The 23,103-nt window shown below is 50.1% G+C and carries 22 protein-coding genes; 3 read left to right on the forward strand and 19 right to left on the reverse strand.

Annotated features, from left to right (window positions below; all coding sequences use genetic code 11):
* Positions 1-614 precede the first annotated feature (614 nt).
* Positions 615-878, forward strand: a complete 264-nt coding sequence (locus tag AC0VZ8_RS33520; RefSeq protein ID WP_194540257.1) for an alpha/beta-type small acid-soluble spore protein — start codon at positions 615-617, stop codon at positions 876-878.
* Positions 879-1,100: 222 nt separating this feature from the next.
* On the opposite strand, the gene AC0VZ8_RS33525 is transcribed toward AC0VZ8_RS33520, so the two are convergent.
* From AC0VZ8_RS33525 to yycF, 5 genes are read right to left on the reverse strand one after another with little or no spacing between them, the layout of a single operon-like run.
* The gene (locus AC0VZ8_RS33525; protein ID WP_071219359.1) at positions 1,101-1,904 is read right to left on the reverse strand and encodes an MBL fold metallo-hydrolase; all 804 of its coding nucleotides are present in this window, start codon (positions 1,902-1,904) and stop codon (positions 1,101-1,103) included.
* Positions 1,905-1,911: 7 nt separating this feature from the next.
* A complete protein-coding gene (yycI, locus tag AC0VZ8_RS33530; protein ID WP_071219358.1) occupies positions 1,912-2,661 on the reverse strand; it encodes a two-component system regulatory protein YycI in 750 nt (249 codons plus the stop codon).
* Positions 2,662-2,696: 35 nt separating this feature from the next.
* Complete coding sequence (locus AC0VZ8_RS33535) at positions 2,697-3,977, reverse strand: YycH family regulatory protein (RefSeq protein WP_260064483.1); 1,281 nt, start codon at positions 3,975-3,977, stop codon at positions 2,697-2,699.
* Positions 3,974-5,803, reverse strand: a complete 1,830-nt coding sequence (walK, locus tag AC0VZ8_RS33540) for a cell wall metabolism sensor histidine kinase WalK (RefSeq protein WP_071219356.1) — start codon at positions 5,801-5,803, stop codon at positions 3,974-3,976. The genes AC0VZ8_RS33535 and walK overlap by 4 nt, the downstream gene beginning before the upstream one ends.
* Positions 5,803-6,534, reverse strand: coding sequence for a response regulator YycF (yycF, locus tag AC0VZ8_RS33545; protein WP_071219355.1), 732 nt, complete (start codon positions 6,532-6,534; stop codon positions 5,803-5,805). The genes walK and yycF overlap by 1 nt, the downstream gene beginning before the upstream one ends.
* 275 nt (positions 6,535-6,809) lie before the next feature.
* Here yycF and AC0VZ8_RS33550 point away from each other — a divergent pair, with 275 nt between their 5' ends.
* Positions 6,810-7,106 (forward strand): hypothetical protein, encoded by a 297-nt coding sequence (locus tag AC0VZ8_RS33550; RefSeq protein WP_475485659.1) that lies wholly within the window; start codon positions 6,810-6,812, stop codon positions 7,104-7,106.
* Between the two features lie 196 nt (positions 7,107-7,302).
* Here AC0VZ8_RS33550 and AC0VZ8_RS33555 read toward each other — a convergent pair whose 3' ends face one another.
* Entirely contained in the window at positions 7,303-7,446 is a 144-nt protein-coding gene (locus AC0VZ8_RS33555; RefSeq protein ID WP_475485660.1) for a hypothetical protein, read from the reverse strand.
* A gap of 4 nt (positions 7,447-7,450) precedes the next feature.
* Between AC0VZ8_RS33555 and AC0VZ8_RS33560 the strand changes: the two genes are divergently transcribed.
* Positions 7,451-7,768 (forward strand): hypothetical protein, encoded by a 318-nt coding sequence (locus tag AC0VZ8_RS33560; protein ID WP_475485661.1) that lies wholly within the window; start codon positions 7,451-7,453, stop codon positions 7,766-7,768.
* A gap of 193 nt (positions 7,769-7,961) precedes the next feature.
* Here the strand turns inward: AC0VZ8_RS33560 and AC0VZ8_RS33565 are convergent, their stop codons facing one another.
* The 13 genes from AC0VZ8_RS33565 to AC0VZ8_RS33625 form a co-directional block, all read right to left on the reverse strand.
* Positions 7,962-9,530, reverse strand: coding sequence for a M23 family metallopeptidase (locus AC0VZ8_RS33565; RefSeq protein WP_071219353.1), 1,569 nt, complete (start codon positions 9,528-9,530; stop codon positions 7,962-7,964).
* A gap of 272 nt (positions 9,531-9,802) precedes the next feature.
* Positions 9,803-10,489, reverse strand: coding sequence for a hypothetical protein (locus tag AC0VZ8_RS33570; RefSeq protein ID WP_071219352.1), 687 nt, complete (start codon positions 10,487-10,489; stop codon positions 9,803-9,805).
* 592 nt (positions 10,490-11,081) lie between these two features.
* Positions 11,082-12,371: an adenylosuccinate synthase gene (locus AC0VZ8_RS33575; protein ID WP_475485662.1), complete on the reverse strand. Its 1,290-nt coding sequence runs from the start codon at positions 12,369-12,371 to the stop codon at positions 11,082-11,084.
* 406 nt (positions 12,372-12,777) lie between these two features.
* A complete protein-coding gene (dnaB, locus tag AC0VZ8_RS33580) occupies positions 12,778-14,142 on the reverse strand; it encodes a replicative DNA helicase (RefSeq protein WP_071219350.1) in 1,365 nt (454 codons plus the stop codon).
* 1 nt (position 14,143) lies between these two features.
* Complete coding sequence (gene rplI / locus AC0VZ8_RS33585) at positions 14,144-14,587, reverse strand: 50S ribosomal protein L9 (protein ID WP_071219349.1); 444 nt, start codon at positions 14,585-14,587, stop codon at positions 14,144-14,146.
* Positions 14,584-16,584 (reverse strand): DHH family phosphoesterase, encoded by a 2,001-nt coding sequence (locus AC0VZ8_RS33590; protein ID WP_475485663.1) that lies wholly within the window; start codon positions 16,582-16,584, stop codon positions 14,584-14,586. The genes rplI and AC0VZ8_RS33590 overlap by 4 nt, the downstream gene beginning before the upstream one ends.
* 11 nt (positions 16,585-16,595) lie before the next feature.
* Positions 16,596-17,513, reverse strand: coding sequence for a DUF2232 domain-containing protein (locus tag AC0VZ8_RS33595; protein WP_071219347.1), 918 nt, complete (start codon positions 17,511-17,513; stop codon positions 16,596-16,598).
* 5 nt (positions 17,514-17,518) lie between these two features.
* Entirely contained in the window at positions 17,519-17,821 is a 303-nt protein-coding gene (locus AC0VZ8_RS33600) for a MazG-like family protein (RefSeq protein ID WP_174819218.1), read from the reverse strand.
* 261 nt (positions 17,822-18,082) lie between these two features.
* Entirely contained in the window at positions 18,083-18,517 is a 435-nt protein-coding gene (locus AC0VZ8_RS33605) for a CBS domain-containing protein (RefSeq protein ID WP_071219346.1), read from the reverse strand.
* Positions 18,518-18,740: 223 nt separating this feature from the next.
* Entirely contained in the window at positions 18,741-19,727 is a 987-nt protein-coding gene (locus tag AC0VZ8_RS33610; RefSeq protein WP_475485664.1) for an LCP family protein, read from the reverse strand.
* A 241-nt stretch (positions 19,728-19,968) separates the two neighbouring features.
* Positions 19,969-20,940 carry a D-alanyl-D-alanine carboxypeptidase family protein gene (locus AC0VZ8_RS33615; protein ID WP_475485665.1) on the reverse strand — a complete coding sequence of 324 codons (972 nt, stop codon included), beginning with the start codon at positions 20,938-20,940 and terminating at the stop codon, positions 19,969-19,971.
* 213 nt (positions 20,941-21,153) lie between these two features.
* On the reverse strand, positions 21,154-22,119 hold the full coding sequence (locus tag AC0VZ8_RS33620; RefSeq protein WP_220687054.1) for an ABC transporter ATP-binding protein: 966 nt from the start codon (positions 22,117-22,119) through the stop codon (positions 21,154-21,156).
* Positions 22,119-23,093: an ABC transporter ATP-binding protein gene (locus tag AC0VZ8_RS33625; RefSeq protein WP_071219342.1), complete on the reverse strand. Its 975-nt coding sequence runs from the start codon at positions 23,091-23,093 to the stop codon at positions 22,119-22,121. The genes AC0VZ8_RS33620 and AC0VZ8_RS33625 overlap by 1 nt, the downstream gene beginning before the upstream one ends.
* Between the last annotated feature and the right edge of the window lie 10 nt (positions 23,094-23,103).

A 23,103-nucleotide genomic window follows, 5' to 3' on the forward strand; every position in this document is an offset into this window, starting at 1 on the left:
GTACCACACGAACAGAGGTTCACGTCATCTTTCTTTGATAAAAACAAATGCCAAATTGATGGCAATTTTAAGAGTCAGTACAATGACAGATTCTTCAATCCATGACAACGAATAGTCAGGATGAACATATTAACCTTGTATACGTAACAGACGACCAAACGGTTCCATTATGAAGGGAGTTTCTTCAATGGTCCAACTTCTTCTCTTCCGGCATATCCGCTATTCCCCACAGCCTGCCACCCTCATTCGCGCATTCCCCCTTAACATACTACCGGACAATTGTGTAAAGAAAATGGCAAAACTGTCGGTCTTTCATGACGAAGTCGATCCAGTTTGACCGCAACGTTGAAGGGATCTCCGGCAACCCACACATCATTCCTATTTGGATTCCCCGCAACTTATTCTTCCTACACCATCCATTGAAAAAATACTTCCAGCCTCCTTACGATTCGCTCCTACAGACAAGATCGGCCTATCCCGTTTCCACTACTCGAATGCCTCGGTTCAATCTCTTCAGCTCTCCCTCATATTGAACTGGTTAGGTTATCCATTCATCTGTCGGTGCCCCTCAGGGAATGTTACGAAGGGGAAACCATTGCAAGGAGGGTTATGGGATGGCAAGAAGATCAAGACGGCGCCGGAGTCCCGAAATGCAGCAGTTCATGACCGACGTCATGCGGAACGAAGGCTATCAAGTGGACCCGCAGAGACAGCAGGACGTCAAATATGAGGTGGCCAAGTCACTCGGTGTCCCCCTTAAACCGGGCGACAACAGAGACCTGACCACCGAGCAGGCCGGTAAAGTCGGCGGTGCGATTGGCGGTTCCATGGTCCGGGAGATGGTGCGTATGGCACAAGAGAGTCTCAGCAAGCGTTAGAACGGCTCGTCTCTCGGAACTCAGTATCCCTTAAACAGCAAAACAGCCTCACGTCATAATTCCCTATGATCGTGGGGCTGTTTTAGTTATGCCTATATACTGATAACTAATATAAAATTGCTCAAGAAGGAATACTTTATTGGTAAAAATGTCGTTATCTAAACTCCCTGTGCGTACGGTGTATGTCCGGGGCATGCCTTGGATGGCTGTCGAACCATATGCCTATTCGCCCACCTTATCCCAAGGGGTCGGGCGGTCATAATACGTATCACACAATTTAAACTCGCTATCCTTGAAGAAGCAGCCGCGGTCCTCCATCGTATCGCGGACGGTCATTCTCGCCAGCTCCATCATGTTGTGATCCAGGCTGAGATGGGCCAGATACGTTCGTTTGGTATCCCCCGTCAGCAGCTCGCTTAAGGCATCGCCTGCCGAGTTATTCGACAAATGCCCCATATCGCCGAGAATCCGGCGTTTGGTATTCCACGGATAGCGTCCCATCCGAAGCATTTCGATATCGTGATTAGCTTCCAGCACCAGGACATCCGATCCATCCAGCGCTTTCTTCACCTTATCGCTGACATAACCGAGGTCCGTCGCGACGCCCAGCTTCTCGTCGCCGTCATAGAAGCAATAACCGACCGGTGCCGCAGCGTCATGGGATATTTCAAAAGGCTCCACCCGCAGTGTGCCAAAATCCTTGACCTCATGACTCTCCAGCACAATCCGGTTCTCTTCCGCAATCTTGCCCAGCGACTTGCTCATCGCTTCCCATGTTTTCTCATTCGCGTAGATCGGCAGATTGTATTTGCGCGCCACCGCGCCAAGCCCCCGGATATGATCCGAATGCTCATGCGTGACCAGGATCCCGTCGATTTCTTCCCCCATCATTTCGCGTTCCTTCAACAACTCATCGATGCGCCGTGCACTTAAGCCCGCATCAATCAACAGTGTCGTATCCTCATTGCGGACAATGGTCGCATTGCCCGTTGAGCCGCTCGACAGCACGGAAAATGAAATCCCCATAGTCTTGTTACTCCTTTGTCGTATCGCTTTTTGGCGTCAGCACGTCCCCGCTGATGCCTTGTACATAGATCATCTCGCCATGATCCAATGTAAACCGCCAGGTTGGCGCTGCTAACTGATCCTCCGTATTAAACAACTGTCCATAATAGCCCAGCTGAATGTCCCTTACCGCCGAATCAGGCGGGATGAAGTTACGTTCAATGAGCGTTTCCAAAGCCTTGGATGCGGGCAGAACCTTTTGTTCCTCCATATCGTCGGTTGGCATAATCTCAAACACCGGCTCCCGGTACGCATGGATCTTCTGGGATTCGTAAATGAACTCCAGCTCCACATTGAACAGCGGCCATTCCTTCTGCACCAGCGGCCGGAAGACGATGATATTCTCTTTATCCGACTGCGGATCGTGGCGATAATTCCCGAGATCCTTGATCTTGCCCTCCAGCGCATTCCGCAATTCCTTCTCATCGGCATAAATCAGCTCCGTGTCAATGGGCTGCTCCAGCCCTACCGGCCCTCCCTGCGCTTCCGCGCTGTAGATATAATTAATCTTGGGCAGCTGCGGCGTTTCCGTTGGAATCGGACTCAGCAATTGAATCCTATTCTCCTCAATCACCTGCTGCGTGCTCTCGGAAAGCGAGGTGAAATCCAGATTGGAGCCGACCTGCTCGCGGTAATCCATCCAGAGCTGATAGCCCAGCACCAGATTCAGCAGCAAAAACGCGTAAATCAATACATTTTTGGCACGGCCCCAATCCATGATGTTCCCTCCTTATTCAATAACGATCTCTATCATTATTCGAATGTGATAACTGACCCGTTCTGGAGCTCCAAGGCCCATACAGGCTTAAGCAGCAACCCTTCTCCCGCACGCACCGGTAAATAGGCAGGATCCAGACCGATAACCACATTCTTTCCCTCCATATAAGGCTTCAGCTTCGCCTCCAAGGCCTCGCCACCTGTCAGCTTCACCATCTGTTTCTTCAAGGCAGCAGACTCAAGATATAACAGCGAGCGCTCATACGAGGTTACCGTCCCCTGCTGTAAATCCAATTCCATGACACCATACTGGAAGCCCGGTGTATTCAGGATCGGGAATCCGCCATAGTACTGCTGGAACTTTACCAGCGTTCGATCCTCGGATTCACCCGCCTTAGCCAGCCTGTACGTGCCATTCCAGCCCCCGTGCTGATTCACGAAATCGATGGCCGACAGCACATCCTTGCCGGGGCTGCTCTCACCGGATGGCGGCGCAGCCGGATCGGTATAACTGATCCATTTTTGCCCCTGATCCACCTGCAGGCTCCGCTTACTGTCTGTATAAATCTCCGAGCCGTCTTTTTCCCGGATATTGCGCGTGATGCTAGGGTCAAAGAACAGGCTCCGCTGCATCTGCTCTACCGTATATTCGCCAATGGGCAGTTCCATGCTGACCATATTCAGTTCCTTCGCCGGGGTATAATACCGGCCATCCACCATCTTATACGGCGTCCAGCTCAGCCCGAAGTCCACCAGCTGATCCACATCCTGGACGGTCAAATCCGCCTGCGCGGCTTCGTAGACCACATCGCCCTCTGTACTGAAAAACATGACATGGATCTTCGCTTCGCCTTCCACGCTGTACAGCCATATTTTATTGATGCTTTCCCCTTCAAACAGGGTATCCGGGACGATCTGCATCACTCTTTGGAGCAGCGTAACCGGAATGCCCGAATCAAAGCTCAGCTCAATGCCCCGATTCTCCGAGCGAACCTTGGCCCAGTCGATGTTGCTGACCATCCGCCGCTGGAAATTGTCAAAGGTTCTGCCTTTGAGCCGGTTATACACGAGATTGTAGAACGTATCGTTCGGATAGAACACCGTGTGTTGATCTTCGCCCAGATGAATGACCATCTTGTCGGGGAAGAGCAGATTCTCTGCCTTTTCCTCCGGACCCATTTCCTCGGTTCGGATATAAGCGTTCTTGGATTGCACAACCGAATCACTGCCCGGAAAGCGGAAAATCAAAACGTAACTCTGCAGCAAACTGCCCACGACCAGCACAACCAACAGAATGGTCTTTAATCGCTCCTTCACGTTAACGCCCTCCCCTCGTTATCCAGGGGCAAGGTGAAGGTCACCGTGGTGCCTTTCTCCAGCTCGGATTGAAGCGTAATAAAACCTCCATGTGCCCTGACAATTTCCCGGGCAATGGATAGACCGAGGCCTGTTCCGCCTAAATTGCGCGTCCGGGCCTTATCCACCCGGTAGAAGCGCTCGAAGATCCGGTCCAGATCCTTCTTCGGAATGCCGATCCCGGTATCCTTTACCGATAAGGACAGCATGCCTTCCTCCGTTATGCTTGCATCCATGGTGATAGTGCCTCCGTCTGGCGTATATTTAAGGGCATTGGATATCAGGTTATCGAGAACCTGATCAATACCGTCCCGGTCCAGCATAGCTGTCGATACGCCCGGTTTCACCTCAATAATGGTGCGGATATGCTTTTGTTTCATTTGGAATGAGAAGCGGTCCTCAACGTCCTCCAGCATCTCCACAATGTCCGTCGGCTCCTTATGCAGAGCGGCCTCCTTGGAATCAAGCCGTGACAGATGCAGCAGGTCCGTTACCAGCCGGATCATCCGGCCGGTCTCATTCTGGATGACGCCGACAAATCGCGGCCCCATCTGTTTATCCTCCAGCGCCCCATCCTCCAGCGCTTCGGTATAACTCTTGATGGTGGTCAGAGGCGTACGCAGCTCATGGGATACATTCGCCACGAACTCCCGCCGCGACGCTTCCAGCTTCTCCTGCTCCGTAACGTCTTGCAGAACTGCAATCGTACCGGTGATGCCGATTTCCCGCCGATGAATCGGAGTAAAGGTCACACGCATCATGAACGGTTCGCTGCCCTCGCGCGGCACAATTTCCAGCAGCTTGGAATCATGCCCTTCGCTGCGCGCCAGCGCCTCCGATTCGGACTCCTCAAGACCCAGGAGGGAAACGATATCGTGTCCTGCCAGCTCTTCTCCCTCCACGCCCAGCATTTCCCCGGCGCGCCGGTTCATCAGGATGACGCGTCCCGCTTCATCGGTTGCGATAACGCCGTCACTCATATTGGTCAGAATCGATGCCAGCTTCTCTTTCTCTTCTTCGTTCTGCGAGAGGGCTTCGCGCAAACGGCTGGTCATATAGTTGAACGCCTGGCTGAGCTGGCCGATCTCATCGCTGCCGAACACCGGCGTTTTCTCGGTAAACCGGCCGTCCGCGACGGCCCGGGCATGCTTGGTCAGCTCCTTGATCGGGTTGGTGATCGTATGCGACAGGATGACGCCAAGCACCGCCGTCAAGCCAAGGGCCAGGAGAATGCCCGATATAAAAATATTGTTGATCCGCTGCATCGTGCTGTACAGCTCGCTCATGCTGGCTACGATATAAATCGCGCCGACGATTTTCTCGTTGTACATGACGGGCTTGGCCACCACTTTTTTGCGGATGTTATCATCATCGATAATATACTCTTCATTATCCTGTATACCCTGCAATGCCCGGCTGACAACCGTCTGCGTGTTCTTCGTGTTCACGTAATCGGCATGGGAGGGCAGCGAGGTCGTCAATACCCGTCCGGTGGAATCCAGTACCTGAATCTCGGCTCCGTTCAGATTGAACAGATTGTTCACCATGACGCGCAGGCTATCATACGGGTCCTCCTCCGTAACATTCTCGCCGCCAAGGGTCTTGGCCGCCAGAACCGACATCAGCTCTGCGCGTTCCTGCAAGTCCTTCGTGAAATTGCTGGTCAGCGAGTTCTTCATCGCACTGACAAAATACACCCCGATCAGCTGCATCGCGATCAGTATAAGAAGGACATAAATGATGATGACCTTCGCCTGAATGGTGCGGAAGAAGGACAGCCACTTCATTACAAGCCTCCGTTTTTAGCGCTGCGCATCAGGTAGCCCAGTCCGCGCCGAGTCAGAATATATTCCGGCTTGCTCGGATTCTCTTCAATCTTCTCGCGAAGTCGGCGAATCGTAACATCCACGGTCCGCACATCGCCGAAATATTCAAACCCCCATACCGCCTGCAGCAAATGTTCACGAGTCATCACTTTACCGGCATTCCGGGCCAAATAATACACCAATTCGTATTCGCGGTGCGTCAGATCTAGCGCTTCCCCGCTTTTATATACCATGTACATATCGGTATCAATGAACAGCTCAAACAGCCGCAGGCCTTGTCCGCCTGCACTTGTGCCGCCTGTGTTATCCGCTGAGTTGTCCGGCTTTTGCTGACGGCGCAGATGCGCCTTCACGCGTGCCAATATTTCTCTGGTGCTGAACGGCTTCGTCACGTAATCATCCGCGCCAAGCTCAAGTCCAAGCACCTTGTCAATCTCCCCGTCCTTTGCCGTCAGCATGATGATCGGGATCTGCAGGTTCGCGGCACGTACCTCGCGGCACACATCCATTCCGTCTTTTCCGGGCAGCATCAAATCAAGCAGCATTAAATCCGGCCGCTTCGTAAGCGCAATCTCCACCGCGCTAATGCCATCAAAAGCGCAGATGACCTCATAGCCCTCTTTTTCCAAGTTAAACTTTAAAATATCGGCGATGGGTTGTTCGTCATCCACCACCAGAATGGTTCCCTGCATTGTCCTGTTCACCTCATACCTTCACATAAAGAGGATGTTTAAAAGTCCCTCTTCGAACTCACACTTAAACGGCCTTCTTCCCATTTTACCACACCTGCCGCCGCTACACACCCACCGCTCCTAACAGCTGACCCGATTCAGTGGGTGGTTTTCAGCGGTTGAAGTTTATAACTATACTGGATTATGATGGAATATAGCTTTCGAAGGGTGTTCATCCATCTTATTTAAGTTAAGATTGAGAGCTCAATCTATAAGTACAGGGAGGGGTTGTTTGGATGGAAAGTACAAATATAGTTACTCATTTTAGACCCATATATATTTTGTTTATCCTCATTCTGATCATTACATTGTTCATCATGATTTTTCGGAATCGCCCTAAAGTAATCAATGGTTTTACAATCGCAATAATTACCCTTATTAGTTTGGCAGTATCCGCTCATCTGACCTTTCAAATAGGTTACCTTGCAGATGAATTGGGAACCGGCGGCGACGCTGTATCCTTTAATATGTTTATTGCAGTAGCGATACTATCGTTGGTTAATCTCCTAGTCTACGCCTATAGAAGAGAATAGTTTTTATTGATGTGTCCCACCCACACCGCCTCCCCAACGGCCGCCCCGATTTAGGTGGCGGCCACCCCCTTCCCGGCGGAAAGGACGGGGATGGATTCGACAGATAGGGGAAAACCTTCGCAGCAGCGAGCGGTGTCATTCGGAGAGCGGCAGCGATCGCCTTTGGATTCGGAAAATCTCAGCTTACGCAACATTCCTATTTTCCGAATTCAACAGCGACGGAGAAGGATACCGCTTGCGCCACCACCACAGCTATTTCCCCGTTCTGTCCTACCCACTCCGCCTCCCAACTGCCGCCCCGATTCAGGGGGCGGCCACCCGCTTCCGCAGCAGAAGGCACGGGGATGGATTCGACAGATAAGGGAAAACCTTCGGTAGCAGCGAGCGGTGTCATTCGGAGAGCGGCAGCGATCGCCTTTGGATTCGGAAAATCTCAGCTTACGCAACATTCCTATTTTCCGAATTCAACAGCGACGGAGAAGGAACCGCTTGCGCCACCACTGCGGATATTTCCCGTTCTGTCCCATCCACTCCACCTCCCAACTGCCGCCCCGATTCAGGTGGCGGCCACCCCCTTCCCGGCGGAAATGACGGGGATGGATTCGACAGATAAGGGAAAATATCTTGGAAGACGCCTTTGGGAGTCTTTTGTTACCTCATAAAATTCAATTCAGACAAAGGGCGGACAACAGCGGCTGGAAAGATATTTCCCGTTCTGCCCCACATCCCCATCCCAACAACTTCTGGCAAGACGCAAAGATGGCCGCCCCCGTTAAGGAGCGGCCATCTTCACTATTATGATATATGAACCAATAATGGCTTATGTCGCATTGGTTTATCTAGTATAACACAGAACTACAGATAATTCATCGGATTTTGAGCAACTCCATTTTTTTGTACTTCGAAATGGAGATGAGTTCCAGTAGAACGGCCCGTATTGCCCATGACGCCCAGCTTGGAGCCTTGTCCAACAGATTGTCCGTTGCTTACGGAAATCCTGCTCATATGCCCATACAGGGTGCGGTATCCATTGCCGTGATCGACAATGACGACATTGCCGTAACCGCTCTGCTGACCGGCGAAGACCACTCTGCCCGAAGCGGCAGCCATAATCGTGCTTCCGCCAACCATATCGACACCTTCATGGCTTCTTCCCCAGCGATGACCGTAGGAACTCGTAATGCGTGCCCCGCTGACCGGCCATGCGAACATGCTGCCGCTGGATTTCTGGGTCACCGTTGCCGCTTTTTTCTTGGGCGCTACCTTGGTGCCTTTATACACCACTTCCGGCAGGGACTCCTGAACCACCTGTTGGCCTGTCCATTGCTTAGAGATGACCTTGCCGTTCTCTTTGGTTACGATGTAATCCACGGTTTTGACGCCATCCCGCCCGGGACGAACGACCTTTCGTTTCCCCAAAGGAAGCTCGCTGCTCTTGCGGACAATCGTTTCCGGCTTGCTTGGCTGCTTCTCCGACACCGTCTCCACCGTTCTTACCGTCAGCGGTGCTTCCGGTTTCGTTACCTGCAGCTCGGCCCCGATCTGAACGTATTTCTCCTCCAGCCCGGGATTCAGCGCCATGACGTCAGCAGACTTCATGCCAAAATGCTGCGCAATTGAGGAGATTGTATCTCCCTCTTTCACCGTATATACCACCGGCTTGTCCTTCGTGCCCGTAAGCACTTTAACCGCTTCTTCCACGTCCAGCACCTTGTTCGGGTCGGCCTTCGTGTTGGCAAGCGAGATCTTCTCCTTAATCTCCACGGACTGAAGCCCGCTTCCGTCATCGCTTTTCTTGCTCGATGCCGATGCGGACGTCTTCGTGAAAGCGACCCTCTGGGTCTTCTCCTCCTGGGCAGCTGCGGGAGCGAACTTCAGCTTGGCCGCTTCGACGGCAGCTTTGGCTGCCTGCTGATCCTTCACGATGGCAACTGTCTTGCCGTTCACCTTCAGCTCTACGCCGCGGGCATATGCCTTCAGCATGTTATCCAGCTTTTGGAGAGTCTCCTCGCTGTTCACCTCTGGTTTAAAGGAACGATCAGCCTTCGTTGTAATGCCGTCGGTGTGAAGCACCATAAGTACGTCAGGGTGCTCCTGCTGATACTCCTTTTGCTTCTCTTTGAGCAGCTGGTCAAGCTGGGCATCATCTTGAATGGTACCGATCGCTTTTCCATCTACATACACATGATAGAACGGAACCGTATTCGCGTTCACATACGCTTTTCCGCCCGTATATATCGTTCCTGCTATGAGCAATGCCCCTGCCGATATCCAAATCCACCTGCGCGGTGAAGTCCATCCCCGTTTTTGTGGATTCGACGGCTCCGAGGGCTCTCGATTCGAGTTGTTATTGTGGGCAGAATGATCGGCTGCTTGCTTCCGCAAGAGGCTGTCCATCCACCGTTTCCCCTTAGAACCTTTCATGTCTCTCTCCTTTAAGCCTTGTTCATATGTAAGAATCTGTTCATTTGAACTCGCTGACTTAGTATTGATTATGACACAACATGTCAAAAGGTATCAAAATTTTAACCTTTTCGATCTTCGTATACTTTAACATAGCCATTACAATCATTTCAAGTTTACGAAAACAGCGAAAAACCCGCGCTGGGCACGGGTTTCCTGATTTTCCCTACTTTATAACCTCCGCAAGTCAGTGACAAAACAGTGACAGTACGGGCCTGATAGTCGTTATACCGTTATTCTTTAAGCATGGTGATCAGTTTATCGAATTCCTCGGCATTCAAATATTTGGATATGCCCTGCTCGATGTCCGCAAGTTCCGCTGCAGTCAGTCCATCCTCCATCGCCGCAGAGATCTTCTGCATTTCCGATTGGGGCAGTTTATTCATCAGCAGGGTAAAAATCTCTTCTTTCTCCTCTGTTGGCAAACTGTCCTTCCGATCCACAATTTCCCCCGGCGTCATCACAATCTCCTGATCTTCCAGCGAGGAATCGTTAGGCTGCTCTGTCGTGTTCGTGCCCATTACCGGCAAGGAATTGTCAGGTGCCTCTTCATCAGCTGGCGGCTCACCCGTCGTTCCCGCCGGGTTCGAATTCGCTTCGTCATCCTCTTGTGCCCCTCCATCACGATCCAAGCCGCTCCCTGGCGTTGGTTCATCAGACGTGGCATCCTTATCTTCTGCCCTATTGTTATCCACCGCGGGGTTGACACTACCGACATCTGGCTTGGTGCCGGAGCCCATACCGAGCATCGACTTCATGATACCTCCAACCCCCATCGGCTCCGTCTCCAGCTGAATGTTAAAACTGGACAACACCGATTGAATATAGGCATTGACCACGATGCCTGTTGTCACAATCGTGAGCGTGCTCACCAGGATGGCGGTCAAGCTAACTTTCAGCAGCCATTTCGTCCACTTCATTCGTATTCCTCCTTCCTCCTACATGCTCTGAAATGACATGGCGATAATTGCTTTCTTTTTCCAGTATTGACGGCTCAGAATCGCTTCAATCCTCTTTCCCTCATTTTTTCTACTTCCATTTGATATATTTCATGATTCCGTTAGTTATAGGCCCATTCCAAAATAAAAAAACCGGAACCATCCCTAGCAACCTAGTAGATGAATCCGGTTTTTATTATGCTGGATCGTGTACCTTGTCCAGCTCTCAAGAAGGCCACACGCCTCATTGAGTTCATATGGTTTCTGTCCCCCTATATTGATCTGACTGCATATACCCGCTGCCTTTAGCCCCAATTCCAAATTATCAGCGTGCTGTCCTCTATGTCTCTCTCCATTATAGGGTGGATGGACAACCGGCTAAGGGATAATATTCTTCAAAGGAAGGGACAAATTCTTCCACATTTAGGCATCAATGTTATCGCAGGATGCGTTCTGGTCTCCACCTTCTTTGCCAAAAAGAAAAACCCGCCGACACTATCATCGGCAGGTTCATAGACCTATCTTATCATTAAAGTTGAACTTCTAGTCTCTCTACTCTTGGTCCAACGCTAGATTATTTCTCGTAAATCGGAAGCACTTGATTCGTCTGCTCCCGGTTGCGGCCCACTGAGAAGATGGCAATCGGAATACCGGTCAACTCGGATACGCGCTCTACGTAGCGGCGGGTGTTCTCCGGCAGATCCTCCAGCGTTTTGGCGCTGGTAATGTCTTCACTCCAGCCTGGCAGTTCTTCATAGATCGCTTCGCACTCGGCAAGCATTTTCAGGCTTGCTGGGTAATGCGTAATCTCTTCGCCGCGGAATTTATATGCGGTACAGATTTTAACGGTCTCAAGACCGCTCAGCACATCCAGCGAGTTCAGAGACAAGCCGGTAATTCCGCTCACACGGCGGGCATGGCGCACAACTACGCTATCGAACCAGCCTACGCGGCGAGCGCGTCCGGTTACCGTGCCGTATTCATGCCCTTTTTCCCGAATATACGCCCCAATTTCATTGTCCAGCTCCGTTGGGAAAGGTCCATCCCCTACACGGGTCGTATAGGATTTAGCCACACCGATCACCTGCTGAATCTTCGATGGTCCTACACCGGAGCCGATACATACACCGCCGGCAGAAGGATTCGAAGACGTAACGAACGGGTACGTGCCTTGGTCGATGTCCAGCATGACGCCCTGCGCGCCTTCGAACAATACTTTTTGATTCTCATCGATCGCATCATTCAGGATGACGGAAGTGTCACGCACATATTTACGAATGATTTCGGCGTATTCCAGGTATTGCGTTAAAATTTCTTCAACATCGAGTGCTTCCCCGCCATACACCTGGGTAATGACTTGATTCTTCTCCTTCACCAGATGGCGAAGCCTCAGTTCGAACTCTTCAGCATCCATCAGATCTGCGATCCGGATGCCGTTACGTGCAGCTTTATCCATATAGCAAGGGCCGATCCCCTTGCGGGTTGTACCGATTTTGTTCGGACCTTTGCGGTCCTCTTCCAGAGCATCCAATACCATATGATAAGGCATGATAACATGAGCACGATCACTGATTACCAGATTATCCGTGCTGAACCCGTTATCATGAATATAATTAATCTCTTCAATAAGTGCAGCCGGGTTAACGACCATACCGTTTCCGATCACACAGGTTTTATCTTTATAGAATACTCCGGATGGAATCAAGCTAAGCTTGAATTTTTTACCGTCAATCAGAATGGTGTGGCCGGCATTGTTGCCGCCTTGGTAACGGGCTACCACGTCAGCGCTTTCAGCTAAATAATCCGTGATTTTCCCTTTCCCTTCATCTCCCCATTGTGTTCCCACAACGACTACCGTTGACATATTCATTCCTCCGCTCGGGCTGTTACACCCTTAATATTTCGCGAAACACTGTGAAATAACCTTTACAAACTGATTAAATTTCAACCTCACTGCACTAAAGCAGCAATACCAGTGTAACAGTCCCCATTTTTAAAGTCAAATACAAAAACGAACAATCGCACATCAGTGTGTACGATTGTTCGGAATTAGGACAAGATTATCGAATGATTGCCGCATTATTCGGGGAACCGCCATAAGAAAAACGACTGTCGACGTACTTTCTCAGAAGACAGACCGCGGTTAGAGGAAGCTTTTCTTACGATATCAGGAAGGCCCAAGCTTCGAAGTTTATACTTGATATCTTAAGAAATGCCCTTTACTTACAACCAGCGGCAGATGTCTGCCTGGTCGGTTAATCTGTAACGCGTCATCCGGCAGCAAAGGCATCGGCATGCGTTCGTTCGTAATTGACGAATTTATTAAAGTTCTTCAGGAAGACCAGTTCCACCGTACCTACAGGACCGTTACGCTGTTTAGCAATGATGATCTCGATGATGTTCTTCTTCTCGGTTTCCTGATTGTAATAATCATCCCGGTACAAGAACGCAACGATATCGGCATCCTGCTCGATAGAACCGGATTCCCGAAGGTCACTCATCATCGGACGCTTGTCCTGACGCTGCTCCACGCCCCGGCTGAGCTGTGACAGCGCGATAACCGGCACTTCAAGCTCACGGGCAATTTGTTTAAGCGTACGCGAGATCTCGGATACCTCCTGCTGCCGGTTCTCCCCGGCCTTGCCGCGTCCATGAATGAGCTGGAGGTAATCGATCAGGATCATGCCAAGACCCTTCTCTTTTTTCAGACGACGGCACTTCGCACGAATATCGGCAACCGTAACACCCGGTGTATCATCAATGTAAATCTCGGCTTCCGACAGGGCTGCGATGCCCATCGTAAGCTTGGACCAATCCTCATCACCTTTGAAATCACCGTTACGCATGACCCCTGCATCCAGGTTAGCCTCCGCACAGATCATACGCTGTACGAGCTGCGGCGCTGACATCTCCAGACTGAAGATCGCCACGGTTTCTTTGGCACGAATGGCCACGTTCTGAGCAATATTCAATGCAAACGCGGTTTTACCTACGGAAGGACGGGCAGCTACGATGATCAAGTCGTTGCGCTGGAATCCACTTGTCATTTTGTCCAAGTCCACAAAACCGGATGGAATTCCCGTTGTATTCCCCCGGTTCTGATGGAGAACCTCCACCTTCTCGAATACTTCCATCAGCACGTCGCGGATCGCAATAAATCCGCTGCCCGTGCGTCGATTGGAAATTTCGAGAATGCGCCGCTCCGCCTCGCTGAGCATACCGGATACATCTTCTCCTCCGGTATATCCTTCACTGACAATCTGTGTTGCGGTACGAATCAACCGCCGCAGCATCGATTTCTCTTCGATGATCTGGGCGTAATAATCCACGTTCGCAGCCGTCGGAACCGCATGGGCCAGCTTTGCTAAATAGCTGACACCACCGACCTCTTCCAACTGCCCTTTATCTTGCAGGAGAGATGTAAGGGTCACCAGATCGATCGGTTGATTGCCTTCCCCGAGCTGCACCATAACTTCATAGATCATCTGATGCGTTTTGTCGTAGAAGTCCTCGGCCTGCACCCGCTCCATCGCTGTAATCAGCGCTTCACTTTGCAGCAGAATGGCACCCAGCACCGCCTGCTCTGCCTCAAGGTTCTGCGGGGGGACCCGATCGAAATAGAGTTCTCCTCCCATATTACTCCTCCGTAATTTGAACCTTGAGCGTCGCCTTGACGTCAGGGTGCAGCTTCACCGGAATCTGGGTAACACCCAGACTGCGGATCGGATCGCTAAGTTCAATTTTGCGTTTGTCGATTTTGATCTTCTGTCCTGCCAGCGCTTCAGCAATTTGTTTGCTGGTAATGGCGCCGAACAGACGGCCGCCTTCTCCAGCCTTAGCTTTCAGGACAACCGTCATCTCTTCCAGCTTTTTGCCGAGCGCCTGTGCTTCTTCCTTCTCCTGAGCCTTGCGCTTCTCCTCGGAAGCCTGCTGCTGCTCCAGTGTTTTCATGTTGCCGTCGGTTGCCGGACGAGCGACCCCACGCGGAATCAGGAAGTTTGTTGCATATCCTTCCGAAACTTCCTTCACTTCACCTTTCTTGCCTTGACCCTTCATATCTTTTATGAAAATGACTTTCATTCAAATAACCCCTCTTTCGCTTCGATGTCCTTCAGTACTTCCATCAACTTCTCCTCGGCTTTCTCAGGCGTCGTATCCAGTTGTACTGCGGCGTTCGTTAAATGTCCGCCTCCCCCGAGACGTTCCATAATCATCTGAACATTCATCTTGCCCATGGAGCGGGCGCTAATGCCAATCTTGCCGTCTGTGCGTTCGCTTATGACAAACGATGCCTGCACATCCGTCATATTCAGCAGCATATCCGCCACTTGAGCGATCAATAGCTGCGGCATGGGCTCCCCGCTCTTCGAAACCGCAATGGCGATATGGTCATATACCATTCTAGCATGTTTCACGATTTCTGCCTTCGCTATAAATTCTGTCAGATCTTCCTTGAGTACCCGCTGAATCATCATTGTATCGGCTCCGTGACGACGCAGGAAACCGGCAGCCTCGAACGTTCTCGATCCCGTGTGGAGGGCAAAATGCTTCGTATCCACCGTGATCCCCGCCAATAAGGCCGTTGCCTCAACCGGCGTAAGGGATACCCGTTCGTGAATATACTGCAGCACCTCCGTAACCAGCTCGCAGGTTGATGAAGCATACGGTTCAAGATAGATCAGCACCGCATCGTTAATAAACTCTTCCCCGCGCCGGTGATGATCCATTACAACGACCCGGCTTGCGCGATGAACCAGCCGCGGCTCCATCGTCATGGAGGCTTTATGCGTATCAACCACAACGAGCAATGTATGCTCTGTCATAATCTGCATCGCTTGTTCGGTGGAGATGAATCGGTTCATCAAGGCTTCGTCCTTCCGGACCTCTTCCATCAGCCTCGATATGGACGGATTCATGCCCTCCATCACGATATAAGCCTCCACTTTATACATCTGGGCTGCTTTCAGTATACCGATTGCAGCGCCGACCACGTCCATATCCGGAAGCTTATGCCCCATGATGATCACTTTGTCGCTCTCCTGCATCAAATCACGCAGCGCATGGGAGATAACTCGTGCTCTTACGCGCGTCCGTTTCTCCACTGCATTGGATTTACCGCCATAGAAGGAGAGCCTCTGGCCCGCTTTGACAGCCGCCTGATCTCCGCCGCGGCCCAGTGCCATATCCAAACTGGATTGTGCCAACTGCCCAAGCTCCGTGATGTCGTCTGAACCGAAAGCAAGACCAACGCTTAGCGTCAGCGGTACCTTCAGATCGGCGGTCATCTCCCGGACTTCATCCAAGATGAGAAAACGGCTGTTCTCCAGCGCATCAAGCGACCTGTGGTTGAGCATCATCAAATAACGGTCCGAGGAAAGTCTCCGTAAATAGACGTTAAATTCACGCGCCCAATCGGTAATCTCGCTGGTTACCTTCGCAATCAGTGCCGTCCGCTGTTGATCATCCATCCCTTGCGAGGCTTCATCGATGTTATCCATCATGATAATGCCCAAGGCCAATCGCTCATCCTCATACCGCTGCCTTAGCACGGCCAGCTCGGTAATCTCATCCAGATAGATTAATCGCTCATCCGGAATGACCGTTGCTCCATAGAACTTATCCTCGTGGGAGATCTCCAGACGAATTTCTTTCGGCAGCTTCTCCTTGTTATCCTTCTTCTCTTGAGCTTCCTTTATCGCGACAACCAGCTGGGGAAACAGTTCCTCTAAGGATGCGCCGACCAACGACTGCTGCGGAAACATATTGACCACGAATTGGTTATGCCACTCCACGGTCTTGTCCTCGCTGTACAGGACAATGCCAAATGGCAGCACGCTGACCGCTTCGCCTTCGACCCGCTGAATCCGAAATGACAGATCCCCAATATAATCGACCAGCTCGCGGCGGAATTTCATCTCCGTCTTTAGCATGGCATAGCCGCCTGCCACCGCAAGCAGCAGACCGACCAGCCCCAGAATGGTATTGTAGAACGACAGAAATATAACAAGCAGAAGCACCAGCGCAAACGCCCAGACGGTATGATAGCCGTGCCAGCGCTTCTGCAGAAATTTAGGCATGACTCATCACCCTATCTTTTGGTTTTACTAAACGCCTGACGAAGTGGAAATGCCAGGTCCAGGATTCCGATAATCATAGCCGGCGGGAACAGCACAATCGGTATAGCCGTCAAAAGCGGTACAATCGGATGCCACTTCCGTTCGTGAGTGAGATAGTAGAAGAACCCCAGCGCTTGAATCATGAAGCAGATCTGCAGCAAAGGCGTAGCGTTTGCCACAATCATCTTCATGAAGGTATTGTCCGAATTAACGGTTGCTATGTTGATGAAGAAGATGAGCAAGTAGTACCAGATCAGGGAACGCGGCAGCATCCATTCTCTAGCTGGCTTCAGGCGCGGTACGGTCAAGCCCATACTGCCCAGTGTAGGACGAGCCAAAGCATGGGTTACCACCGTCATGAGGAATGAGCTGATAATCATCGCAAATGGAACCAAGCGCATCGTTTGATCTTTTATTAACTGTGTATCGAGTTCGGTACCAAGGAACTGTCCTCCCAGGCCTCCTTCTACACCCATCTCAGTGAGCGGAGCCGTCGTCATCTTCACAATCTCATCCACATACTCCGACAGATTTAATTGGAAGAAGGCGGTGCTGATCATGAGCAGAAGAAGCATTTCCACCAGCATGACAGCCATTCCATACTTCAATACCTGCATAGCTGCCTTCCGCTTCCGGTACAAATACCCCATGACAATCCCCGGAATGGCAAAATAGATCGCAAATAACACATAAATGGGGTGAATCAGAAGCGCGATCAGCCACACTGGCACCACATGCATGATAAATGATTTTGTATTCAAAGCCGTAAACAGAATCGCAACCGGTAGAACTAATAAGAAAGCCGTTACGATCGAAAAGGGTGTGAGTAATGATAGCAGCAGAAGCAAATAAATAACGCTCCATACCGCCGTAGTCCAGCGCAGTTTCAATATGTTCACCTCTTACGCAAATGTTCTTCGAGCGCGGAAATATCCTGGTACCAATCTTCCAGCTGATGTCCTTCCTGCTTATGCTTTTTCAATTTCTCTAACAAGAGATCGTCCAAATCCCGATAGGTCAAGCCGAGCCTTCGGCCCAGTATGTATGAGCTCATCATCAGGCTTACCAAACTGTCTCCAACCTTTGTAGTGCTGCCTTCCCATAGAGCTTTGAATAAGCGGGATACATTGTCAATTACTTCGGTTTTGAGCCATTCAATCACTTTGGCACGTTTAGCTACATCCAAGTCCTTCGGCATATTTGGCATATCCATCTCTCCCTGAAAACAGCTTTATTCTCCATTATAGCATAAAAAAAAGCCGCCCACACAAAGGCCCATGCACCCTGTACATCCTTAGTCCCAGTTCGCACTCGATAACCCACCTTCTCTTTGTACTCCGTTCGGGCCCCGGTTATTCCTCCCCGCTTTTTCGCTGCAGCTCGTTTCGATAAAAATAGGGCGTGTTACCCACATTGTCATCGTGGTCCCACGCCCTTGTTTATTTTCAAGCCCGCTTGATTATGATGCCCCGTGGGACTCCATCGTCTCCTTGGAGACAATTCGTTCACAGTATTCAATGATGAGGCTTCTGCGTACAATTCCGATAAAGCGGTTCATATCATCCACGACAGGTACAAAGTTCTGCACCTTGGCCAGATTGATCAGATCCTCCATCCGGGCGTCAATCGACACCGGCTTGATATCCATACGAAAAGGAACATCCTTCAGCAAAAATTTCGAAGCGTTCTCAAAAGTGATTTTGCCTTCCGAATTCTTCATATGCCATAACAGATCACCTTCCGTTACAGTCCCTGCGTACTGGCCGTTCTTATCCAGTACGGGCACAGCTGTATATCGGTGAAACTCCATCCGTTCCAGCGTCTGCCTGAGCGTAGAATCCAGTGTTAAACAGATCACTTCCTGCTTCGGTAACAGAAAAAAAGCGATATTCATAATGCATTATCCTCCTTATGACTCCAACCTCTGAAGTCATGTTAAGTAACCTTCCTGATTTAAAGCCTAGATATGCAGGTTACTCCTTCCCCTATCCATACTCATACATACGTTAACTTCGTCATTCTGATTCCTTATATAGGGCACAAAATCAGCAGCCATCCGACTGCTGATTGAGATGAAGCAACGTACTATGACATCATCCGGGTGTACCGGTGTTTATTTATTTCAACTTTTGCTTCTCAGCATCTTTGGGCTGCAGCAGCTGGTCAGCCGGCGTATCGGGGTTCATCCAATTGTCAATTAGATCCCGGGCTTCCTGCACGTCTTCCATGTCGGGCTCGTTATAATAGACGCCGCCGATTTTCATGCCTTCCCCCATGATCGTATAGCTGGTCATTTCCACTTTGCCACCAGTCAGCATCTGCTTCGCCAGGTCAATAATGAACTTAGGCTGCATATCGGTCTGGAAATTATCACCCATGATCTCAATCAATTCAGGCACCTTGCCGATCTGATCAAGCTTCATCACCCGCTTGGCCGCTACGTCCAAAAACACTTGCTGTCTCTTCGCACGATTAAAGTCGCTATCTTCCCGATAACGGACATAATTCAAAGCTTCTTCGCCGTTATAAATCGGTTTGTTGGCTTCAATCGTGAATTTCTCATGGTCTCTGCCTTTGTTGACGATATCCTTGCCGATCGGCAGCTCCACGCCCCCAATGGCATCAACAACATCCTTCAAGCCCTGAAAATTAATGGAAGCATAATAATCAAGTTCTTCTTCGAAAAATGCCTCCATCGTATCTTTGGCCATTTGATGACCGCCAAATGCAAACGCGTGGTTAATCTTATCTTTCTTGTCCTTGCCAATAATATCGACATACGTGTCCCTTGGAACCGAAATTAAGAGCACTTTGGATTCCATGGGACGCACAACCGCATAGATCAACGTGTCCGAACGCGCAGGTTCATCCTCACGCTGGTCACTCCCGAGCAGCATAACCGAGAACGGCTCGCTCTGAAGTACGACTGGTTCAGGTGTCTTGTCGCTCTGGAGCGGTTTATACGATTTCTGTAATGATTCCTCTACATCCTTTGCCATAAACAGATCAAATGCAACAACCGCTAGCTGCGTTCTGAACAAAAATGCGGTTGAGCCAAGCAGTATGACCAAAGCGAGAGTAATATATATTGATTTCCTCTTCATGAGTTCAATTCCTTCTTTATTATAAAATAAATTAATAGATAAGTCAGATCGTTAAAGGTCCTTGCTTGCACCCCAAGCTACTTGGCTCCCCCTCCTCTCCTTATTAAACGGGAACTCCTCCCGTTGACTCACTTCATATCAGTAGGCCAGTTTCGCACATCATCTATTGTAAACCAGATTATTGTCAAATGTGAACCCTTCGCGGGCAGTTCTATAAATCTACCAAATCTTCAGCGATCTGCTAAACAGGTCTCTTATCATGCGTAAGAGCGGCTGAGATCCCCGAATATTGAAACCAGTCATCCAGCCGCTCTCTCCATGTTAACGTTTTGGCGAATCCGTAGTCAAATAGCTTTCGCGTCTCTTCAAATCTTGCTTCTTTGGACTCGGTACCCATGACAACGGCAACAAGCCGACTGCCTTGTTTCTCCGCAGTACCCGTGAAGCAGTATCCTGCATTTGCCGTATACCCTGTCTTTAATCCGTCAGTGCCTTCATAGGAATAAGGACCTCCTACCGATGGCAGCATCCAATTGGTATTGCTTAAATATAAATTCCGTCCGCTGATCTTGGTTTGGGTCTTGCTGGAGGTGCTAAGAATATCCGGGTGGCTTCGAATCAAATGTGCTGCCAGCTTGGCCGTATCCTCTGCGGTCATCGCCGTTTCTCCATCCGATGACCAGGCTTGATCGTTGGCTGTGTTTCGCTCGACTCCCGACGCATTCACGAATCGTGTCGCGCTGGATAAGCCAATCTCTTTTGCCTTGGCATTCATTTTTCGGACAAACGCTTCCTCGGAGCCTGCAAAATGCTCAGCAAGCGCTACGGCCGCATCATTGGCTGAATAAACCGTTATGCTCTGGAACAATTCGCGTACCGTCACAATTTCGCCGGATTTCAAGGCGATTTTAACGCCGCTTACGTCGCTTGCGGTATCGCTTATCTTGACTTCATCGTCCCAGGATCTGCTCCCAGTTTTAATATCATCCAGAATAACCAACTCGGTCATCAGCTTGGACATGCTTGCAGGCGGTAAGGGTATATCGCCATTTTCGCTGAGCAAAATACGCCCGGTGTTTAAATCCATCAAGACAATCGCTCGCGCGTCCACCTTCGGTTTAAACCCCGCTCGTTCTATATTTCCTATGACAATTGCCCCGATCGGGACAATTATTAACAACATCATGACCAACCAAAGCCACCATTTTTTCATAGAATTAGCCCTCCATAATAATAGACGGATAAAAAGGGCTTTTGGTCTGCTTTTTTTCGAAAATTTTATTTAGGAATTTTTGTAAAATGGTCCGTTGGTCCTCTGAAATGAAAAAGACCCCCACCCGTCCGCAGACGGAGGAAGTCCCCCTAGAAATTTTTATCTAATAATCGCTCTGGTTGCTGTCAGAAACTTTAGATATGAAGAGTCATATTAAGCGTAGTGACAAGCAACGAAGTGGTTGTTACCCATATCGCGATACTCTGGAATCTCCTGCTTGCACAGGTCTGAAGCCAGCGGACAGCGAGTATGGAACTTGCAGCCGGAAGGCGGGTTCGCCGGGCTTGGGATGTCTCCCTGCAGTACGATCCGATCGCGCTTCAGCGTTGGATCCGGTACTGGCACAGCCGATAGCAAGGCTTTCGTATAGGGATGCAGCGGGTTGCGGAACAATTCTTCCTTGCTGGCCATTTCCACCATCGATCCCAGATACATTACCCCAATTCGGTTGCACAAATGCTCTACAACACTGAGATCATGTGAAATGAACAAGTAAGTCAACTGTTTATCGCGCTGCAAATCACTAAGCAAGTTGATGATTTGCGCTTGAATCGATACATCCAGCGCGGAAACCGGCTCATCCGCTACAATAAAGTCTGGATTCAGAATCAATGCGCGGGCAATCCCGATCCGTTGACGCTGTCCACCGGAGAATTCATGCGGATAACGATCATAATGATAGGCAGCAAGGCCGCAAATCTCAAGTGTTTCAATCACGCGATCCTTAAGATCCCTACGGTTAACTAAGCCATGGTCAATGAGTGCTTCGCCGATCGCTTCGCCAACCTTGATTCTTGGGTTTAGGGAGCTGAAAGGATCTTGGAACACGATCTGCATCTTCGGACGCAGTGCACGCATTTTCTCTTTGGACAAGGTATGGATATCCTGACCATTAAAGATAACCTTACCTTCCGTTTTCTCCAGCAGACGGAGAATGGTTCGGCCAATGGTGCTCTTGCCGCAGCCGGATTCACCTACAAGCCCGAAGGATTCACCTTTGTTAATGGAAAAGCTGACTCCGTCAACTGCTCTTACATTACCCACCGTCCGCTGCAATATGCCGCCGGTGATGGGAAAGTATTTCTTCAAACCATCGATTTCGATCAGTGCTTGACTCATTACGCTTTCCCCTCCTCTTCATACAACCAGCAAGCGACCTTATGGCCGTTGGGATCCGTACCGAGCGGAGGCGTCTTCTCTCTACAAATCTGCATGCATGATTCACAGCGATCATGGAAATGACAGTTGTCTCCAAGATCTACCGGATTGGGTACCTGTCCCGGAATCGAATACAGACGTTCCTGGGTCTGATTAATGATGGGCTTAGCTTTCAAAAGCCCCTTGGTATATGGATGCTTCGGCTGCTTGAAAAGCTCAATGACCGGGGCTTCCTCAATAACTTTTCCTGCATACATAACAACAACATAGTCCGCCATCTCCGCTACGACACCCAGGTCATGCGTAATCAGCATAATAGATGTATTCAACTTCCCCTTGATGTCGCGCATCAGATCCAAAATCTGGGCCTGAATCGTAACATCAAGCGCTGTTGTTGGCTCGTCAGCTATCAGAAGCTTGGGATTACAGCTAAGTGCAATCGCGATCATAATCCGTTGGCGCATACCGCCGCTGAGCTCATGCGGATAGGAGTCGAAAATCTTCTCCGCACGCGGTATTCCTACCAGATTGATGAGGTCGATGGCACGTTGTTTAGCTTCTTTGCGGTTTACGAGCTGATGCAACAGAATCGGCTCTACAATCTGTTCCCCGATCGTTAATACCGGGTTCAGTGAGGTCATCGGTTCCTGGAAGATCATGGCGATATCGTTACCGCGAATCAAACTCATTTCGCGCTTGCTCATCTTCAACAGGTCCTTGCCTTCATATAGAATCTCTCCTCCTACTGGAGGTGTGTCAATTAAACGCATAAGAGACATGGCTGTTACGCTTTTACCACAGCCCGACTCACCCACCACGCACAGTGTTTCACCCTCACGGATTTTGAAGCTTACATCGTCGACGGCTTTCACGGTGCCTGCGGAGGTTTGAAAATGCGTTTTTAAATTGCGGAATTCAACTAATTCTTTTGCCATATTCGCATCT

The organism is Paenibacillus sp. QJM3NY_38 (assembly GCF_056173265.1).

What these genes read in the sequence shown, in the direction of transcription:
- yycF (WP_071219355.1), bottom strand. Translation starts at nt 6,534, where the DNA reads ATGCAGGGAACCATTCTGGTGGTGGATGACGAACAACCCATCGCCGAT.
- AC0VZ8_RS33550 (WP_475485659.1), top strand. Translation starts at nt 6,810, where the DNA reads ATGGAAAGTACAAATATAGTTACTCATTTTAGACCCATATATATTTTG.
- AC0VZ8_RS33600 (WP_174819218.1), bottom strand. Translation starts at nt 17,821, where the DNA reads ATGCCGAAGGACTTGGATGTAGCTAAACGTGCCAAAGTGATTGAATGG.
- walK (WP_071219356.1), bottom strand. Translation starts at nt 5,803, where the DNA reads ATGAAGTGGCTGTCCTTCTTCCGCACCATTCAGGCGAAGGTCATCATC.
- AC0VZ8_RS33615 (WP_475485665.1), bottom strand. Translation starts at nt 20,940, where the DNA reads ATGAAAAAATGGTGGCTTTGGTTGGTCATGATGTTGTTAATAATTGTC.
- rplI (WP_071219349.1), bottom strand. Translation starts at nt 14,587, where the DNA reads ATGAAAGTCATTTTCATAAAAGATATGAAGGGTCAAGGCAAGAAAGGT.
- AC0VZ8_RS33525 (WP_071219359.1), bottom strand. Translation starts at nt 1,904, where the DNA reads ATGGGGATTTCATTTTCCGTGCTGTCGAGCGGCTCAACGGGCAATGCG.
- AC0VZ8_RS33590 (WP_475485663.1), bottom strand. Translation starts at nt 16,584, where the DNA reads ATGCCTAAATTTCTGCAGAAGCGCTGGCACGGCTATCATACCGTCTGG.
- AC0VZ8_RS33625 (WP_071219342.1), bottom strand. Translation starts at nt 23,093, where the DNA reads ATGGCAAAAGAATTAGTTGAATTCCGCAATTTAAAAACGCATTTTCAA.
- yycI (WP_071219358.1), bottom strand. Translation starts at nt 2,661, where the DNA reads ATGGATTGGGGCCGTGCCAAAAATGTATTGATTTACGCGTTTTTGCTG.
- AC0VZ8_RS33570 (WP_071219352.1), bottom strand. Translation starts at nt 10,489, where the DNA reads ATGAAGTGGACGAAATGGCTGCTGAAAGTTAGCTTGACCGCCATCCTG.
- AC0VZ8_RS33520 (WP_194540257.1), top strand. Translation starts at nt 615, where the DNA reads ATGGCAAGAAGATCAAGACGGCGCCGGAGTCCCGAAATGCAGCAGTTC.
- AC0VZ8_RS33565 (WP_071219353.1), bottom strand. Translation starts at nt 9,530, where the DNA reads ATGAAAGGTTCTAAGGGGAAACGGTGGATGGACAGCCTCTTGCGGAAG.
- AC0VZ8_RS33560 (WP_475485661.1), top strand. Translation starts at nt 7,451, where the DNA reads ATGGATTCGACAGATAAGGGAAAACCTTCGGTAGCAGCGAGCGGTGTC.
- AC0VZ8_RS33605 (WP_071219346.1), bottom strand. Translation starts at nt 18,517, where the DNA reads ATGAATATCGCTTTTTTTCTGTTACCGAAGCAGGAAGTGATCTGTTTA.
- AC0VZ8_RS33575 (WP_475485662.1), bottom strand. Translation starts at nt 12,371, where the DNA reads ATGTCAACGGTAGTCGTTGTGGGAACACAATGGGGAGATGAAGGGAAA.
- dnaB (WP_071219350.1), bottom strand. Translation starts at nt 14,142, where the DNA reads ATGGGAGGAGAACTCTATTTCGATCGGGTCCCCCCGCAGAACCTTGAG.
- AC0VZ8_RS33620 (WP_220687054.1), bottom strand. Translation starts at nt 22,119, where the DNA reads ATGAGTCAAGCACTGATCGAAATCGATGGTTTGAAGAAATACTTTCCC.
- AC0VZ8_RS33610 (WP_475485664.1), bottom strand. Translation starts at nt 19,727, where the DNA reads ATGAAGAGGAAATCAATATATATTACTCTCGCTTTGGTCATACTGCTT.